The sequence below is a fragment of the Listeria cossartiae subsp. cayugensis genome, from assembly GCF_014229095.1.
Classification (GTDB): domain Bacteria; phylum Bacillota; class Bacilli; order Lactobacillales; family Listeriaceae; genus Listeria; species Listeria cayugensis.
Window position 1 is genome coordinate 560969 of the sequence record NZ_JAARZC010000001.1, and the last position, 17221, is coordinate 578189.

Sequence of the window (17221 nt, forward strand, 5' to 3'; positions counted from 1 at the left end):
GATTGGAGATTTACCGCAAAAGCGCGGCAGATACATTTACACAACTAGAAGCGACAGAAAAAGGCTTAACAACTAGTGAGGTAACAAAACGACAAGAAAAATACGGTTTTAACGAACTGAAGAATAAAAAGAAAGATCCACTTTGGAAGCTTTTCCTTGAAACATTTAAAGATCCAATGGTTATTGTTTTAGTCATCGCTGCCTTGGTGCAGTTGGTTTTAGGCGAAGTAGTTGAATCGCTTATTATCTTTTTAGTACTTATTGTGAACTCGATAATTAGCGTGGTTCAAACGCGGAAAGCGGAAAGTTCGCTCGATGCGTTACGAGAAATGTCTGCGCCAGTCGCCAAAGTTATTCGTGATGGTTCGAAGCAAAGTATTCATGCGCGAGAACTTGTCCCAGGTGATGTCGTTATTTTAGATGCAGGGGATTTTGTCCCAGCAGACGGGCGTTTATTCGAAAGTGGTTCCTTGAAAATCGATGAAGGTATGCTCACTGGGGAATCCGAGGCGGTTGAAAAATATATCGATACCATTCCTGATGAAGTAGGACTTGGCGACCGCGTCAATATGGTTTTCAGTGGTTCCCTTGTTGTTTATGGTCGCGGGATGTTTGTTGTAACAGGCACTGCGAGCGAAACAGAAATCGGAAAAATCGCTGGTTTACTGGAAACAGCAGAAGCGAAACAAACACCATTACAACGAAAACTAGAATCATTTAGTAAAAAGTTAGGCATTGGCATTTTAGCACTCTGTGTACTTATTTTTGCTGTCGAAGCTGGTCGTGTGTTACTTGGCGATAATTCAGCGGATATGGCAACGGCGATTTTAAATGCCTTTATGTTTGCCGTAGCAGTAGCGGTAGCAGCAATTCCGGAAGCACTTTCTTCTATTGTAACGATTGTACTCGCAGTTGGAACGAACAAAATGGCGAAGCAACACGCGATTATTCGGAAGCTTCCAGCAGTTGAAACGCTAGGCTCCACAAGCGTTATTTGTACAGACAAAACTGGTACATTAACGCAAAACAAAATGACTGTGGTTGATTACTATTTACCAGATGGAACGAAAGAAAACTTCCCAGATAGTCCAGAAAAATGGTCAGAAGGGGAGCGCCGTTTGATTCATATTGCGGTACTTTGTAACGACTCGAATATTAATAGCGAAGGCAAAGAACTAGGCGACCCAACCGAAGTAGCACTTATTGCCTTTAGTAATAAAAATAATCAAGATTACAATGAAATTCGCGAAAAATTCATCCGTGAAGGCGAAATTCCCTTTGATTCAGATCGTAAATTAATGTCAACGCTACACACTTTCAATGACAATAAAGCCATGCTAACAAAAGGCGGCCCAGATGTGATGTTCGCGCGCTGTAGCTATGTGTTCCTTGACGGCGAAGAAAAACCAATGACAGAAGAAATTTTAACGAAACTAAAAGAAACTAACGAAGAATTTTCCAATCAAGCGCTTCGTGTCCTAGCTTACGGCTACAAACGGATGCCGGCTGATACAACCGAATTAAAACTAGAAGACGAGCAAGATATCGTTCTAGTTGGCTTAACTGCAATGATTGATCCGCCACGTGAAGCCGTTTATGCATCTATTGAAGAGTCGAAAAAAGCCGGCATTCGCACGGTGATGATTACCGGAGACCATAAAACTACGGCGCAAGCAATCGGTCGTGATATTGGTTTAATGGATGCCGACGATATCGCGTTAACTGGTCAAGAACTCGACGCAATGCCAGAAGAAGAACTCGACAAAAAACTTGAGCATATCGCTGTATACGCCCGTGTATCTCCAGAAAATAAAATCAGAATCGTCAAAGCTTGGCAGAAAAAAGGCAAAATCACCGCAATGACTGGTGATGGTGTCAATGATGCGCCTGCCCTAAAACAAGCCGATATTGGTGTGGCAATGGGAAGCGGAACGGATGTTGCTAAAGACTCCGCCGCAATGATTTTAACCGATGACAATTTCGTATCAATTGTGGACGCAGTTGGGGTAGGTAGAACTGTTTTTGATAATATTAAAAAATCAATTTCTTACCTGTTTGCAGGAAATTTAGGCGCAATTATCGCGATTTTATTTGCGCTAGTACTGGACTGGATTAACCCATTCACAGCACTACAATTACTATTTATTAACTTAGTCAATGACTCCTTACCGGCAATTGCACTAGGCATGGAAAAAGCAGAACCTGATGTAATGAAACGCAAACCAAGAGATATTAACGAAGGTATTTTTGCCGGTGGAACGATGCGCGCCGTTATTAGCCGCGGTGTCTTAATCGGTATCGCCGTTATCATCTCACAATACATCGGAATGCAAATTTCACCAGAGATGAGTGTCGCAATGGCATTCACTACACTTATCCTAGCGCGTACATTACAAACATTTGCAGCTCGCTCGAACGTCCAAACCGCATTTGGCGCAGGATTCTTCAGCAACAAATACGTAATCGGTGCGGTATTACTTTGTTTCGTCTTATACGGAATCACCGTACTACCAGGAGCACGCGAAATCTTCTCAATCCCAGCAACATTCGGCTTACATGAATGGTCAATCGCAGCAGGGTTAGCACTCGCGGCAGTTGTGATGATGGAGATTATTAAAGTAATTCAGAATAAATTTTTTAAAGAAGCGTAAAAAAACAGAAATCCCTTTTTGAAATGAGGGATTTCTGTTTTTTAATAATACATTGAGTGCTATATCTATTATATGCTGAATATAGATTCTTAGATTAACAAATTTTAATCCACACGGAGGTGCTAAATGAAAAAACAACATAATCCAAAACTTGTTTTATTACAAGAAATCCATTCAACAGAAATATAAGTCCCGCTTAAAGATTGGGAATATGATCCAGAAAAAGAACTTTATCTAGTTATTGATTTGTTTATTGGAACAAATGATGGCACGAAAAGAGGAAATTATTTTCATGTTCCAGTGGTAACGCCAGCAACTTTGTATAAACTTCCAAAAGGGAAACGAAAAGCAATCGTATTGGAATATTATCACTATGATTTACTTTTGAATAAAATAGAAAACATCTTGGAAAAATGTACAAAAGAGAGCTGGGATGATTCTTGTGAAGCGCTGCAAAATTATTTCTTTTGGGAATATGAAAATTACAAAGCTTAAAATTTAATGGAGATTAATACAACCACCAAACCAAAACCCCAACAGTCCAAACCATCGCAAGCGGCACTAAAATCCGGAACTTCGGTTTTTGTGTTTTATGATGAAACAACTGCATCGACATCCAACTACCAAATGCCCCACCGAGAAACGCGGTGAAAAGTAGAACTGATTCAGGTATCCGGTAAGCGTGTTTTATTGCTTTCCGTTTATCGATAGCGAATAATAGAAAAGAAATAAGCGTTATCGCGATTAAATATATCGTTAAAATCATCCAGAAATCCCCCTTCGTTGCTAAAACAAACTTTATTGATTAGAATAAAAGCATACCATAAAAGAAAGCAGGGATAAAATGGCAAAAGAAATTATTCAAACATCGTCAGCCCCAAAAGCACTTGGACCATACTCACAAGCTGTAAAAGTGAACGGACTTATTTTTACATCAGGTCAACTTGGTATTAACCCAGAAACTGGAGAATTAGCAGAAGGCGCGACAAAACAAGCCGAGCAAGTTTTCAAAAATCTAGCAGCCGTGTTAGAAGAAGCTGGCTCTGGACTAGAAAAAATCATCAAAGCGACCGTTTTCTTCAAAGATTTAAATGAATTTACGGCTGTAAATGAAGTTTATGCGACATTCTTTTCCAGTGATTTCCCAGCGAGAAGTGCTTTCCAAGTAGCGAAATTGCCGCTTGATGCTGAAATTGAAATCGAAGTTATCGCAGAAGCATAAATATTCAGAAATAAATTTGACAACTATGAGAAGCAAACGATATAATAAAAACCAATTACATAGCAACTTATCAAGAAAGGTGGAGGGTTCTGGCCCAGTGAAGCCTTGGCAACCGGATTTTTCACGGTGCCAAATCCAGCAGGTAACACTGACAGATAAGGCACGCGAATCAGGTAAATTCACTTTCCCTTAAAAGCTGTCTTTTGAGGGGAAGTTTTTTTGTACATAAAAATAAAACGAATTGAGGCGAAGGAAATGAATCAAGTAGCACCATTTTATGCAGATCATGTTGGAAGTATTTTACGGACAAAGGCTATTAAAGACGCGCGGGAGAAGTTCCAAGCTGGCGAAATAACAGCCCAAGAGTTGCGCGAAATCGAAAATACAGAAATTAAATACATTGTCGAAAAGCAAAAAGAAGTCGGCTTAAAATCAATCACAGATGGCGAGTTTCGCCGTGCTTGGTGGCATTTTGACTTCTTGGAGAATTTGGATGGGGTAGAAGGATACGATTCGGCTGGAGGCATTCAATTCAGCAAAGTCCAAACAAAATCGCATTCGGTAAAAATCACGGCTCCGATTGATTTCACCACACATCCATTTATAGAAGATTTTATTTTCCTAAAAGAAGCAGTTGGGGAAAATCATGTCGCGAAACAAACGATTCCGAGCCCAGCAATGCTTCATTATCGCGGCGACATTGAGTATCAACCATATTTAGACGATGCTGATAAATTTGCAGCTGATTTAGCGACTGCGTATCAAAAAGCGATTCAAGCATTTTATGATGCTGGCTGTCGATATTTACAATTAGATGATACGTCTTGGAGCTATTTATGCTCGGATGAACAACGCGAAGTCGTGCGCCAAAGAGGATTTGACCCGGACACATTACAAGAAACGTATAAAAATCTTATCAATGAATCTATCAAACATAAACCAGCTGATATGGTTATTACGATGCACATTTGCCGTGGGAATTTCCGTTCCACATGGATAGCGGAAGGTGGCTATGGACCGGTTGCGGAAACCTTATTCGGTCAATTAAACATCGATGGTTTCTTTTTAGAATATGATAACGAACGTTCTGGAGATTTTGCGCCATTAAAATATGTGACGCGCCCAGATTTGAAAATCGTTCTCGGCTTAATTACTTCGAAAACAGGTGAATTAGAAGACGAAGCGACGATTAAAGCGCGAATTACAGAAGCGAGCGAAATCGTCCCATTAAGCCAATTACGCCTAAGTCCACAATGCGGATTCGCCTCTACAGAAGAAGGCAATATCCTGACCGAAGAAGAACAATGGAATAAATTACGCTACGTTGTCCAAATTGCGGAAGACGTTTGGGGTAAATAACTAATAAGAAGAGCTAGCCACATTTGTGCGCTAGTTCTTTTTTCGTCTTTACAAAAATGGCAAGTAGGACTAGAATAGATGTTCAAGAAGGAGGGTTGCCCCTTTGGATGACAAATTACAGACTAAATTAACCTTATTACCTGAATCACCAGGTTGTTATATTTATAGAGATGAAAATAACGAAATTTTATATATTGGCAAATCAAAATGCCTGAAAAACCGCGTAAAATCCTATTTTCATAGTAAACAAATCGGAAAAACAGCAAGACTTGTGCGGCAAATTCGCGATTTAGAACTAATCATCACTACTTCCGAAAAAGAAGCCTTACTACTCGAAATGATTTTAATTCAAAAATATCAGCCACCTTTTAATATCCAGTTAAAAGAAGGACCGAGTTACCCATATATCAAAATTACCAACGAAAAAAATCCGCATATCGAAGTCGTGTTGGAAGTAAAACAAGATGGTGCGCACTATTTTGGCCCATATCCCGGTCGCTATTCCGCTAGACAAACCGTAGAACTAATCGAAAAACTATTTCCACTGTGTAGATGCGACGGAAAACCAGGCCGTCCGTGTTTATATTACCACCTAGGACTATGCTTAGGGCCATGCCACGAAGAAATTGAGCCAGCTATCTATGAAAATCAAATCCGGAAAATTAGCCGTTTCCTTGAAGGTGATATTAAAGATGTAAAAGATAAGCTAACGACAGAAATGCAAGAAGCGATAGAAAAACTCGAATTCGAACGAGCGGCGGAACTGCGCGATAAAATGCAGGCTATTAATGAAACAATTGAAAAACAGCACATTATTTTCCCGGGCTTAAAAAATCGCGATATTATCGGTTGTTATCAACAAGACAACTATCTAAGCGTGTTTGTTTTCTTCGTTCGAAACGGTGCAATTAATGGAAGCAAGTGGCACGTTTTCGAAATCAAAACAGCACTCCAAGACGATTTAGCCAATTTTATCAACCATTTTTATGAAGATCCCAATAATATTCAACCAAAAGAATTGCTAATCGCAGAAAAAATCGATAAAAAATTGCTACAAGAGCCACTTCGAAAAGCTTGTTTATTCCCACAAAAAGGCGGTAAAAAGAAACAAATCGACCTTGCAATCGAAAATGCAAAAAGTGCGTACATCGCTTACGCTAAGATGAAAGAATATGATTTTGAAAAAGAAATAAATAACAGTTAGAAGCTAATTTCCAAGGATTAGCTTCTTTCTTTTTCGGTGTTGAAAATCTTATCACAAATAAGTATGGTCAATAATCTATCCTTATGGTAAAATCTTACGAGTACGGAAAAAAATTAGGCTACATAAAATAATTAATTAAAGTAAAACACATATAGAGGGAGGACACAACATGAAGAAATTTTCACGATTTTTACTAATGATGGCAATTGCTTGTGTTGCCACGTTTATTTTCACAGGAAACGGGTTAAACGCAAAAGCTGCTGAAGAAACATACTTGATTGGTACAGATACTACATTCGCACCTTTTGAATTTGAGAAAGGTGGAGAACATGTTGGTATCGACATGGATATCCTAAAAGCTATTGCCAAAGACCAAAATTTTAAATACGAAATTAAAGCAATGGGATTCAATGCAGCAGTACAAGCACTAGAAGCTAACCAAGTCGACGGTGTTATCGCTGGAATGAGTATTACGGACGAACGTAAACAAAAGTTCGACTTCTCTGACCCATATTTTGATTCTGGCGTTGTTATGGGGATTTTGAAAGATAACGACGAAATCAAAACATATGAAGACTTAAAAGGTAAAAAAGTAGCCGTTAAAACGGGTACAGAAGGTTACGCATTTGCGGAAAAAATCAAAGCTAAATACGGCTTTGACATCGTTGTTTTCGACGATTCAGCTCAAATGTACGATGACGTTAAAACAAGAAATTCAGTTGCATGTTTCGATGATTATCCAGTACTAGCTTACGGAGTTCAAACAGGAAACGGCTTAAAAATTGTAACAGACAAAGAAAAAGGAAACTCATACGGTTTTGCTGTCAATAAAGGCAAAAACCAAGAACTTTTAGCTAAATTTAACGCTGGTCTTGTTAACATTAAAGCAAGCGGCGAATATGATGAAATTCTTGAAACTTATTTAGGTAAAGATGCTATTAAAGAAAACACTACAGAAAAAGGCTTTATGGGAATTATTAAATCTTCCTGGCCAGCACTGTTAGCTGGAATGTGGCTAACCATTCGATTAGCGGTTGTTTCTCTTATTATCGCGTTCATTATTGGTATTACATTTGGCTTTATGAAAGTCAGCAATAACAAAATTTTACGCGGAATTGCTACTGTTTATGTAGATATTTTCCGAGGAACACCATTAATTGTTCAAGCATTCTTCTTCTACTTTGGTATCCCAGCGGCACTTGACTTTAGGATGCCAGTATTCTTGGCCGGGGTTATCGCGCTAAGCTTAAATGCCGGTGCCTACATGGTCGAAATCGTCCGCGGCGGGATTCAATCTGTCGACAAAGGACAAATGGAAGCAGCAAGAAGTCTTGGCTTACCATACAAAAAAGCGATGATGAAAGTCGTTCTACCACAAGCAATTCGAATGATGATTCCGTCATTTATTAACCAATTCGTTATCACTTTGAAAGATACATCGATTATGTCAGCAATTGGACTCGTCGAATTAACTCAATCAGGTAAAATCATTATGGCGCGTACATTTGAAAGTACATGGACATGGCTAATCATCGGAATTATGTACCTTATCGTTATTACCATTTTAACGAAAGTATCCGATCGTTTAGAAAGGAGATTACGAAATGACTAAACTTAAAGTAACAGGCCTTAAAAAAAGTTTTGGTGCTAATGAAGTGCTGAAAGGCATAGATATCGAAGTAAAAGAAGGCGAAGTAGTTTGTGTAATCGGACCTTCTGGCTCTGGTAAAAGTACTTTCCTTCGTTGTATGAATAATTTAGAAGATATTACTGCGGGAGACGTTATTGTCGATGATTTTAACATTACCGATAAAAAAGTTGATATTAACCAAGTTCGCGAAAATATCGGCATGGTTTTCCAACATTTTAATCTTTTTCCGCATTTGTCGGTTTTAGAAAATATTACACTCGCTCCAGTTGAATTGAAAAAAATGGATAAAGAAGCTGCGAAAAGTAATGCCTTGCGTTTATTAGAACAAGTAGGCTTACAAGAAAAAGCAGAAGAATATCCTAATCAACTTTCTGGTGGACAAAAACAACGGGTGGCGATTGCAAGAGCACTTGCGATGGATCCAGATATTATGTTGTTTGATGAGCCTACTTCCGCACTCGATCCAGAAATGGTCGGTGAAGTTCTAGGCGTTATGAAAAAATTGGCAAAAGATGGCATGACGATGATTATTGTTACCCACGAAATGGGATTCGCGCGCGAAGTTGGCGACCGAGTAATCTTCATGGATGGTGGCTATATCGTTGAAGAAGGCAAACCTGCTGAAATTTTCGATAACCCAACACATGAAAGAACCATTAGTTTCTTAGATAAAGTTTTATAAACAAAAAACACTATGTCCTCCTCCGGACATAGTGTTTTTTTTATTTTAAGTTAGGGCTTTTTCGATTTTTAGATTGTTGTTCGTAAGCATAACCCATATTTAATAAGGATGTATCGCTATTTCGGGCACTTATAAAAGTCAGGCTAATAGGTTGATTCGTTTCGGGATCATAGCCAGCTGGAATAGTTAGCTCTGGATTTCCAGCAATTGGAGCAAGAAACATAACAGAGCCGCCCATACCAATGGTAACTACTGCATCAAGTTGATCTTTTTGAAGCACAGAATCTAGTTCATTTTGCGCCGTACCAATTAAATTACTAGCTAAAGTGTCTGCTTGTTGTTTCGTTGTTGTACTTTGCTGCGCTTTAACAAGTTCTGATTGCCCGTATTTCATATTTTTGGCAGGATTCGTTTGATTAAATTGGATAATAGATTCTAATGAAGTCATAGGCGAGTGATTCACTTGTAAAAATTGATTCAAATCGCGCTTAAAGTCAGCATTCAGTAATTGAGAAAAATCAATATCCACTTGTTCGAATTCGCCAACAGCAATACCATTAACGATAGTTGCGCCAGCATTTTGCAAATCTTGTTTTATTTTTTTGATAACAGCCGTTTCTTCATTACTTTCACCATCAGCTAAAAGGCCGATTCGTTTACCTTTCAGTGCATCTTTTGAAAGAGCTGGCTGGTTTGGTGTATTTGTTAAAATATTTGCTGTTAGGTAAGCATCTGTAACGGTTCTTGTTAGTGGACCTGGCGTATCAAATCTGCTAGAAAGCGGGATAATACCTGCGTTGTTTACTAAACCTTGTGTTGGCTTATACCCAACAGCCGATTGTGCGGAAGCCGGTGTAATAATGGAACCATTCGTTTCGGTACCAATGGCAATCGCTGCAAAATCACTTGTAGCTGCTGTAGCTGAGCCAGAACTTGAACCAGAAGGATCCAAATCTAATGAATAAGGATTTTTACCTTGGCCTTTTTTACCTGAGTAGCCGTTCGGTACTTCGTCATCCATTCCAGCCGCCCATTCGGACATATTGGTTTTTCCAAGGATTAGCGCGCCATTATTTTTAAGTTTTTCGACAATCGCCGCGTCTTTTCCAATGACCCAATCTTTCAGTGCGACGGTTCCAGCACTAGTTGGGAGTTCTTTTGTACCAATATTGTCTTTTAAAAGAACAGGCATACCGTATAAAGCGGATTTATTTGTGGCAGCTTCTTTATCTAGTTGTTCTGCTTCGGCAATAATAGTTGGATTAATTTCTGTAACGGCATTTAAAGTTAAACCGTTTTGATCATATTTTTTGATACGATTTAAATAAATACCAGCTAATTCTTTATAGCTAAGTTGATTAGTTGTAATAAGTTGTTGCAGCTTTGTTACGTCTGCACCGACAACAAGTGATTCTTTTGCTTCGAGTGTCGCTATATCTAACGAAGCTAATTGATTATTAATCGGTGTCATTACACGCTCTTTATCGTAAAAAGGGCTAATTTTAGCAGGTGTATCTTCTTGTGGATCCGATTCAGTTGGCGTGGTTTTGGAAGGTTGATTGTTTGGCTTTTTTGGATTGGTTGCCGGTTTTTCTTCTTTTGCCGCGTCATTTGGTTTAATTTTGATAACGGTCCTCTTTTTGAGAGATTTTTGTGAAATTCGGCCTGTTATTCGCTCGACTTGTAGTTGTTTGTCGCCGAAGTTTTTTTCTAAATGTAAATTCTTTTTATTGGAACCAATATTTAAGTCGGTTGCTGGTTTTGTTGGTTCTTTTTGGTCGTATATACTATCTTTTATGGTTGCCGGTTTTTCTTCTGGCTTAGTGGATTGTTGGTTAGTAAATAAAAGATAACCACCGCCAATACTCAGCGCAGTGCAAACTGCAATACTTGTTATTATAATTCGTCTTTTCATGCCATTCCTCCGATGTTATTTATGTATACAATTATATAATAACGTAGGCAAGAATCCAGTGAAGATTCTGTGAAAACGACAAAACATCGCCAAAATTAGTTGTTCCAGAAGTGAAAAGCGACATTTAATAGCTATTTCACAGCCAAATTGACATGCCTGAAACATAGGGAAGCTTGTTGTATCAATGCTTTAAGAATGAATGTTGTATTTAAGAATACGAAATTTCATAAAAAAGACACAATTTGAAGAAAAATTACTAATTAATCACCCATTTGCTAGCTTTTTATTTTATACTAATGTATAGGCTAATTACATAAAATTGTTAGAAATAGTGTAGGTAAAATAGAAATCACGGATGTTTTTCTTTATATTAGAAAGGAAAATGCTGAAAAAATTCGGTTTTCAAACGCTTTCTTGAAAAAAAACAAAGATTTTGGTTAAAATTTTGTTTAATAGGGTATTCTTAGTAAAGAGTATATGGTAAAGTAAGGTAAGAGAGAAAAATAAAAAGAATGAAAACAAATTTTGAAGATGGAGTGATGAGATTGGATAATAATCAGAAAGACTTGAATCAAGTAATCCGTCAGCTCAAAGAAAAAGGAATTGTTGTTGAAAAAACAAAATCGCGAAAAGATATTTGGAAATCGGTGAGTAGTAAGGCGATGCCAAATATGACACTTCGATTGCAGTAAATCGAAAAGTGGAGTTTTTTATAGGCGAGTTTATCAAGTCTTTTGTAATTAAAATTACTTTAGATGGCGTAATTAGCGTATAAATTCACTTCACTTTTTTTCTTTGTCATAAATTAGTCATTAAGTTTTGATGTTTCTGTTATCCTTTTTACGTAAAAATGTTGTATGATGGAGTGGAAGGCTTTTGTCATAGAAGAAAATAGAAATAGAGTGAGGCATATACATGAAAAAAGAAGCGGTTAACCAACAATCTATTTATGTGCATATCGATCATGTTATTAATAATGTGGCAACAAGCGGCATTTCTTTTTGTGATTTCTTAAATGGCGTAGGGCAGCCACCAGAAAATATTTTGCTCATTAAGCATAATATTGAAGACGCATCCTACAATGCACACACAGCTTTTCACTACTTAGAGCCAGGCGATTTAGCGAATATATCCAAAGGGAATTTTAACCCACTTTGTTGGATTGATTTTGAAGACGTAGAGCTTTTAAACCAATTAACACCACAAGAAGTAGCTGAAATGCTGTATCTTGCACATACTGGACGCCATTTGCGTTCGCCATTTTACTATAAATTACAAAATAATTTTGTTTACTTAACGAGGGAAGACGGTCGATATAATAAAGTATATTACCGCAATCTCAATCATTTTTATATGTTACTTAGTTACGTCATTGCTCGAAAAACGGCAGAGCTTGTGAATGAAAAAGGTATTTTTTCCTTTAGTAAGAAAAAATATGTTGCCGAGCCGCCAGTGGAACTTTTGAAAAAAATGGCAGATCATTTTAAAGACGGGGCTTGTATTGCGCTAGATGATGTAGTCAAATCACGCACACAAATTGAAGTACCAATCGGCCATGGCTTAACAGAAGAAATGACTGAACTAGAAATTTCTTCCAAAATTTATTATGAAGAAGAAGTTGCTAAATTAGTTTATGACTTAAAACAAAATGAATGGAAATATATCGAAAAATAAAAAATCAAACTTTTCCCTTTACGTTTGGTTTTTTATTTGCTAAAATTTAACTAATGAACGTTAGTTAGGGGGTTGCTTTATGACAAAAAAACTAGTAAAAGAAGCCGCATTAACACTTTTTGCAGAAAAAGGCTATGACGGAACGGCACTTTCGGAAATTGCGAAAGCTGTTGGAATTAAGACGCCATCTTTATATGCCCATTTCCCGTCAAAAGAAGCGCTTTTTTTAGAAGTTTATCGAGATAGCATCCAAATGGAATTAACAGAATTAGGACATGTGGCGGAGCGAGATGATTTATTGGGTAAAGAGAAACTACAAGCAATTTTCTTTGTAGCGACAGATTTTTCCAGTAATCCTAATGAGAAGAAATTTTTCCAACGCGCGGTCTTTTATCCACCTAAGTCACTTTTTCAAGAGTTAAAGGAAGAAACAAAGACATATGAACAATTGACGGATGGTATTTTGCGCGAAACGTTAGGGGAAATAGTATCTGGTCAAGTCCTCGTAAGGTGGATGCATGTCTTTTATGCCATGCTTGATGGGCTTAGTGTCGAACACGGAATTTATGATGAAACGGAATTTGAGTTGCGTAGAGCGTCTGCTTGGGAAGTTCTCGCAAGTTTATTAGATTGAATGGGAGGTACGGAAAATGGCTTGGTTATATTTAATTATGGCAGGATTATCAGAAATTGTTTGGGCTTTTGGACTAAAAGAATCGCATGGTTTCACGATGTTAGGGTGGAGCCTTTTGACGATAGCATTTTTGATAGTTAGTTTTGGTTTGTTTTCGATTTCTATGAAGTCCATTCCAATTGGGACGGCGTATGCGGTTTTTACTGGAATTGGGGCTGCTGGGACAGCGATTATTGGGATGATTTTCCTTTCAGAAGGTGTTTCTTTTTGGAAGATTGTTTCGCTTATCGTATTATTAACAGGGATTATCGGCCTGAAACTAGTGGATGGCAATGAGTCTGAAAAGGAGGCTAAATAACGATGGATTGGATATTTTTACTTGTAGCAGGTTTATGCGAAATGGTCTTTGTTGTGATGCTGAAATTATCAGATGGCTTTAAACGGTTAGGATACGCGATACTCACGATTATCTTTATGTCCGCCAGCTTCTTTTTACTATCACTTGCGCTTAAAACGATCCCGATTGGTACGGGTTATGCAATTTGGACCGGGATTGGCGCCGTTGGTAGTGTGACACTTGGAATGATTGTATTTAAAGAACGTAAAAGTGTTGGTAAATTGCTGTTTATTACGATGATTATTGCTGGCGTGGTTGGCTTGAAATTAACATCTGGCGTTTAATAAGTTAGGTTGAAAAAGTCCTTTTTATAATAAGTTGGCACGTTTCTTATTTAAAAAAGAAGATTTTTTCAGCCTATTTTTTAGTTATGTCTTTTCATCTTGCTAAAACATGGTAAAATAGATAAAGCGAATGATGACGGAGGGGTATTATGAAAACCAAGTTAATCTTATTATACGGTGGAAAATCTGCTGAACACGAAGTTTCCTTACAAACAGCATTTTCAGTTATTAACGCTTTGGATTTAGAAAAATTCGAAGCTGAGCCAATATATATTACAAATGAAGGTGAGTGGATTCAAGGACCACTGCTTACTGGCAAATTAGATTTTGTCGAACAATTACGTTTTACCGTAGCAGATACAGTGAAGCTTGCTACGACTGAATCAGAAAAATCAGCAGGTGAAGCGATTAGCCCAGCAGTATTAGAAGCGGATGGACAAGAAACAGTCGTATTCCCACTTTTACATGGTCCAAACGGGGAAGATGGCACAGTTCAAGGATTGTTTGAAGTATTAAACATTCCTTACGTTGGCAACGGCGTCTTGGCATCATCAGCTGCCATGGACAAAATCGTTATGAAGAAAATTTTTGCAGATGCTGGTATTCCACAAGTTCCAGCTGTTGCAGTACGTTTAATCGATTGGAAAAATTATCAAGAAGAAATGGTTGCCGAAATGGAAGAAGTGCTTACATACCCAGTCTTCGTAAAACCAGCCAATCTCGGTTCAAGCGTTGGAATTAGTAAAGCTACTAATAAAAAAGAATTAGCAGAAGCGATGACAGAAGCCTTTTTATATGACCGTCGTGTTGTAGTAGAGCAAGGCGTGGTCGCTCGTGAAGTCGAAATGGGTGTACTTGGAAACGATACGCCAGTTTGCTCCGTTCCTGGTGAAATTTTGCCAGAAGGTGCGGTTGCTACTTTTTATGATTACAAAGCAAAATATCAAGATAATAATACAACGTTAATTATTCCGACTGAAGTAGATCCGGAAATCTTGGAGCAAATGAAAGAATATGCGGTCCAAGCGTTCTTAGGGCTTGATGCAAGCGGACTAGTACGAGCGGACTTTTTCTTAACGGCTGATAACCAGTTATTCTTAAATGAAGTGAATACAATGCCAGGTTTCACGCCGTATAGCATGTATCCACTTTTATGGCAGGAAACGGGCTTACCGTACGGAGCGCTAATTGAACGATTAGTTGATTTGGCAAAAGAACGTCACGCAGCCAAAAATGCACTTAAATATAAATTAGAAGACTAAAATAAACAAGAAAGCAGTTTTCAGATGCGGAAGCTGCTTTTTTATGGAAGAGAGCGATTTAATTTGAAAAAAACAGTAGGCGAAGTAGTAGCAATGTTAGATAGTTCCATCCATGTAGATACATTTCGCGATGTCGTCATTACTGGCGTTTGTTTTGATACAAGGCAAATAAAGTCAGGGGATTTATTTGTTCCGTTTGTAGGGAATTTGCGCGATGGACACGAATTCGTAAGTCAAGCACGCGAAATGGGCGCAGTTGCAACCTTTTGGCAAAAAGATGTACCCAATCCACCAACGGATTTTCCGGTCATTTTAGTAGAAGATACTTTGTTAGCATTACAAGAACTAGCGGCGAAGTATATTCAACAAGTAAAACCGAAAGTCATTGCGATTACAGGAAGCAATGGTAAAACGACAACGAAAGATATTATGGCAGCGATTGTCGAAACAACGTATAAAGTACATTATACTAGCGGGAATTTTAATAACCATATCGGCTTACCATACACGATTTTAACGATGCCAGAAGATACCGAAGTGGCGGTACTTGAAATGGGGATGAACCACCGACACGAAATCGAAGTACTTTCTAAAATTGCTAAGCCTGATATTGCGATTATTACGAATATCGGTGAGGCGCATATTGAGTATCTTGGCTCACGTGAAGAAATCGCCAAGGCAAAACTAGAAATTACAGCTGGGTTGAATCCGAGTGGGATCTTAATTTATCCGCACGAAGAAAACTTGTTGTTAGGCAATATTGATGGCGACTTTAGACAGCTTACTTTTGGCAAATCAGAGGCGGCAGAAATTTATCCGCTAGAAATTCGTGCAGAAGCAGAGGGTACTTCTTTTGTGACAAATTGGGAGCCAGAACGCGAAATTTTTGTGCCAATTATCGGCGAACACAATGTTTTTAATACAATGGCGGCAATGCTTGCGGCGCGTGAAATTGGTATTGAAGGCGAAAAAATCCAGTCGGCGCTGAAAAATATGGAACGCTCTAAAAGTCGTTTGGAGTGGATCACAACAAAAAGCGGCGCGCGAATTTTGAATGATGCGTATAATTCCAGTCCAACGGCGCTAAAAACCGTGTTAAAAACATTTATGCATATGGATTCGAATGGCAAAGCGAAATATTTGGTACTTGCGGATATGCTTGAATTAGGAGATTTATCGACAAAACTTCACCAAGAATCTGCCGAAGTGTTAGAAAATGGCACGATTGCGAAGATTTTCTTATATGGTGATGCAATGAAAGCATTCGGAACAGTAGCCGAAGCAAAAATTGGTCAGGGAAAAGTTCAACATTTTGACACAAAGGAATCGCTTGAAATGGCGCTTCTTTCCGAAATGACTGGAAATGAATGGATACTGGTCAAAGGTTCTTACGGAATGGGCTTGAAAGATATAGTAGAAAATCTTATTATTAAGTGACGAATAAAATTGGACATATACTATTACCGTTTAATTGGTAATAATTTTGGACAGGAGGAAAGGCATAATGGTTGCTTGTTTGTGTATTCATGGTTTTACTGGTTCGCCGTCCGAGGTGAAGCCGCTCGCTGACTATTTGCGAGAGCATACAGATTGGGATGTTTTAGCACCCACATTACCTGGCCATGATCACCTGCGCCACTTAAAAAATGTGACGTATAAAGATTGGATTGTTTTCGTAGACAGCATTTTAAGTCAAATGCTGAAAGAAGACGACGAAGTATATATTATTGGTTTTTCCATGGGTGGCTTACTCGCGGGATGGCTTGCTAGGCATTATCCAGAAGTGAAAAAGCTGGTACTTCTAAGCACCGCCGTAAATGCGATGGAATGGCCGCAAATTGTCGAAAATTCCAAGCAAGTAATAACCGAAGCAAAAGAAGTAACACTCAAAAATAGTCCGATGTTCAAACGTTACCAAAAGAAAGTAACAGAAACACCTTGGACGTCCACGTTACAGTTTAAAAAAATGGTCGCTTTAGCAAAACCAGTTTTTGAACATATCGAAATTCCAACATTTATTGCACAAGGCAGTGCTGACCAAGTAGTTCCTGCTGAAAAAAGTGTCAACTTCTTAATGGAAAGCATTCCTGGACCGAAAGAATTATTTATTTTAGAAGGTTCCAAACACGTGATTTGTCAGGATGAACAAGCAGACAAATTATTTGCAGCTGTCTTAACATTTTTGCAAAAAGATATGGCTGTATTACATGCAAATTAATAAAAAAGCTGGAAATTGTTTTCGGACAATTTTCAGCTTTTTTTAAAAGATTTAATGTTAAAAACGGC

The 17221-nt window shown here is 38.2% G+C and carries 16 protein-coding genes, 1 pseudogene and 1 riboswitch; of the genes and pseudogenes, 15 read left to right on the plus strand and 2 right to left on the minus strand.

Annotated features, from left to right (window positions below; genetic code table 11):
* Positions 1–2: 2 nt before the first annotated feature.
* Together HCB49_RS02805 and HCB49_RS02810 are read left to right on the plus strand one after the other, a co-directional pair.
* Positions 3–2651, plus strand: coding sequence for a calcium-transporting ATPase (locus HCB49_RS02805; protein ID WP_185604052.1), 2649 nt, complete (start codon positions 3–5; stop codon positions 2649–2651).
* Positions 2652–2858: 207 nt separating this feature from the next.
* Positions 2859–3146: pseudogene (locus HCB49_RS02810) on the plus strand (Imm8 family immunity protein); the annotation flags it as partial.
* Between the two features lie 13 nt (positions 3147–3159).
* On the opposite strand, the gene HCB49_RS02815 reads toward HCB49_RS02810, so the two are convergent.
* A complete protein-coding gene (locus HCB49_RS02815) occupies positions 3160–3417 on the minus strand; it encodes a DUF1294 domain-containing protein (RefSeq protein ID WP_003729458.1) in 258 nt (85 codons plus the stop codon).
* Between the two features lie 78 nt (positions 3418–3495).
* Between HCB49_RS02815 and HCB49_RS02820 the strand changes: the two genes are divergently transcribed.
* From HCB49_RS02820 to HCB49_RS02840, 5 genes are all read left to right on the plus strand, one after another.
* A complete protein-coding gene (locus HCB49_RS02820; RefSeq protein WP_185604053.1) occupies positions 3496–3873 on the plus strand; it encodes a RidA family protein in 378 nt (125 codons plus the stop codon).
* A gap of 64 nt (positions 3874–3937) precedes the next feature.
* Positions 3938–4035, plus strand: a riboswitch (SAM riboswitch).
* A 93-nt stretch (positions 4036–4128) separates the two neighbouring features.
* A complete protein-coding gene (locus HCB49_RS02825; RefSeq protein ID WP_185604503.1) occupies positions 4129–5232 on the plus strand; it encodes a 5-methyltetrahydropteroyltriglutamate--homocysteine S-methyltransferase in 1104 nt (367 codons plus the stop codon).
* A 103-nt stretch (positions 5233–5335) separates the two neighbouring features.
* The gene (gene uvrC / locus HCB49_RS02830) at positions 5336–6436 is read left to right on the plus strand and encodes an excinuclease ABC subunit UvrC (RefSeq protein ID WP_185604054.1); all 1101 of its coding nucleotides are present in this window, start codon (positions 5336–5338) and stop codon (positions 6434–6436) included.
* A gap of 169 nt (positions 6437–6605) precedes the next feature.
* Complete coding sequence (locus HCB49_RS02835) at positions 6606–8048, plus strand: amino acid ABC transporter substrate-binding protein/permease (protein WP_185390937.1); 1443 nt, start codon at positions 6606–6608, stop codon at positions 8046–8048.
* A complete protein-coding gene (locus HCB49_RS02840; RefSeq protein WP_185390938.1) occupies positions 8041–8769 on the plus strand; it encodes an amino acid ABC transporter ATP-binding protein in 729 nt (242 codons plus the stop codon). The genes HCB49_RS02835 and HCB49_RS02840 overlap by 8 nt, the downstream gene beginning before the upstream one ends.
* A 40-nt stretch (positions 8770–8809) precedes the next feature.
* Here the strand turns inward: HCB49_RS02840 and HCB49_RS02845 are convergent, their stop codons facing one another.
* Complete coding sequence (locus tag HCB49_RS02845; protein ID WP_185604055.1) at positions 8810–10684, minus strand: amidase family protein; 1875 nt, start codon at positions 10682–10684, stop codon at positions 8810–8812.
* Between the two features lie 545 nt (positions 10685–11229).
* Here HCB49_RS02845 and HCB49_RS02850 point away from each other — a divergent pair.
* From HCB49_RS02850 to HCB49_RS02885, 8 genes are all read left to right on the plus strand, one after another.
* Positions 11230–11376, plus strand: coding sequence for an Lmo0850 family protein (locus tag HCB49_RS02850; RefSeq protein WP_008947247.1), 147 nt, complete (start codon positions 11230–11232; stop codon positions 11374–11376).
* 223 nt (positions 11377–11599) lie between these two features.
* Positions 11600–12358: a hypothetical protein gene (locus tag HCB49_RS02855; RefSeq protein ID WP_185390940.1), complete on the plus strand. Its 759-nt coding sequence runs from the start codon at positions 11600–11602 to the stop codon at positions 12356–12358.
* Between the two features lie 79 nt (positions 12359–12437).
* Positions 12438–12992, plus strand: a complete 555-nt coding sequence (locus HCB49_RS02860; RefSeq protein WP_185604056.1) for a TetR/AcrR family transcriptional regulator — start codon at positions 12438–12440, stop codon at positions 12990–12992.
* Between the two features lie 16 nt (positions 12993–13008).
* Entirely contained in the window at positions 13009–13350 is a 342-nt protein-coding gene (sugE1, locus tag HCB49_RS02865; RefSeq protein ID WP_185604057.1) for a quaternary ammonium compound efflux SMR transporter SugE1, read from the plus strand.
* Between the two features lie 2 nt (positions 13351–13352).
* The gene (gene sugE2, locus HCB49_RS02870; RefSeq protein ID WP_185390943.1) at positions 13353–13673 is read left to right on the plus strand and encodes a quaternary ammonium compound efflux SMR transporter SugE2; all 321 of its coding nucleotides are present in this window, start codon (positions 13353–13355) and stop codon (positions 13671–13673) included.
* A gap of 149 nt (positions 13674–13822) precedes the next feature.
* Positions 13823–14935 (plus strand): D-alanine--D-alanine ligase, encoded by a 1113-nt coding sequence (locus HCB49_RS02875; RefSeq protein WP_185604058.1) that lies wholly within the window; start codon positions 13823–13825, stop codon positions 14933–14935.
* Between the two features lie 63 nt (positions 14936–14998).
* The gene (locus HCB49_RS02880) at positions 14999–16372 is read left to right on the plus strand and encodes a UDP-N-acetylmuramoyl-tripeptide--D-alanyl-D-alanine ligase (RefSeq protein WP_185604059.1); all 1374 of its coding nucleotides are present in this window, start codon (positions 14999–15001) and stop codon (positions 16370–16372) included.
* A 67-nt stretch (positions 16373–16439) separates the two neighbouring features.
* Positions 16440–17153 (plus strand): alpha/beta hydrolase, encoded by a 714-nt coding sequence (locus tag HCB49_RS02885; RefSeq protein WP_185480258.1) that lies wholly within the window; start codon positions 16440–16442, stop codon positions 17151–17153.
* Positions 17154–17221: the final 68 nt, after the last annotated feature.